Below are 766 nucleotides of genomic sequence, written 5' to 3' on the forward strand. Positions count from 1 at the left end.
GTTGTAAAATCATATATTGTTTCATGTTGCATGTTGTTTCACGTTATGCTTTTGTGATTTATCTTTTAATATTACGGATAAGTGTAAATGCTGATGTTAATGCAATGACGTTGCAATGCCAATGCAATGTTATATAATCATTGTAAGAAACAAGGGGTGATTGTATGGCGAAAACAGCTAACTTGTATACTCGTATTGATCCAGAGTTAAAAGAGCAGGCAGAGTATATATTGAATTCTTTGGGTCTTCCTCCTTCGAGTGCTATTACTATGTTTTATAAGCAGGTTGTTTTACAGCAGGGGCTTCCTTTTGATGTGAAATTGGGTTATAGAGAGCCGCGTGATGTGAGTTCTATGACTCAAGGTGAGTTGAATGATGAGTTGGAAAAGGGTTATAAGTCGGTTCTATCTGGTGATGTGAAGCCTGCGAGTAAGGTTTTTGAATCCTTGCATAAGGAATTTGATTTATGATTTACGCGGTGCACATTTCGCATGAGGCTGAGGAAGATTTGCGTGGTATTTACGCTTATATTGCGTTTAATTTACTGTCTTTGAAAAACGCGCAGGGGCAGGTAAATAGATTGGAGAAAGCAATATTGAGTCTTGATGAGTTTCCTTTTGTGCATCGTTTAGTTAGTTTTGAGCCATGGAGAAGTCGAGGTTTAAGGTTCATGGCGTGTGATAATTTTCTTATTTTTTATTTTGTTTTTGAAGAAAAGCATGAGGTTATGGTTTCTCGTGTGCTTTATGGGAAAAGAGATATTGAG

The 766-nt window shown here is 36.9% G+C and carries 2 protein-coding genes; both read left to right on the forward strand.

What is annotated here, in order from left to right:
- The first annotated feature begins 164 nt into the window (after positions 1–164).
- Positions 165–470, forward strand: a complete 306-nt coding sequence (locus A5294_RS06460; protein ID WP_004104921.1) for a type II toxin-antitoxin system RelB/DinJ family antitoxin — start codon at positions 165–167, stop codon at positions 468–470.
- Positions 467–766 (forward strand): type II toxin-antitoxin system RelE/ParE family toxin (locus A5294_RS06465; RefSeq protein WP_064340744.1); only part of this gene is annotated, 300 nt, incomplete at its 3' end. The genes A5294_RS06460 and A5294_RS06465, both read left to right, overlap by 4 nt.

Origin of the sequence: Gardnerella sp. 30-4 (assembly GCF_001641215.1) — a bacterium.
Taxonomy (GTDB): Bacteria; Actinomycetota; Actinomycetes; order Actinomycetales; family Bifidobacteriaceae; genus Bifidobacterium; species Bifidobacterium leopoldii.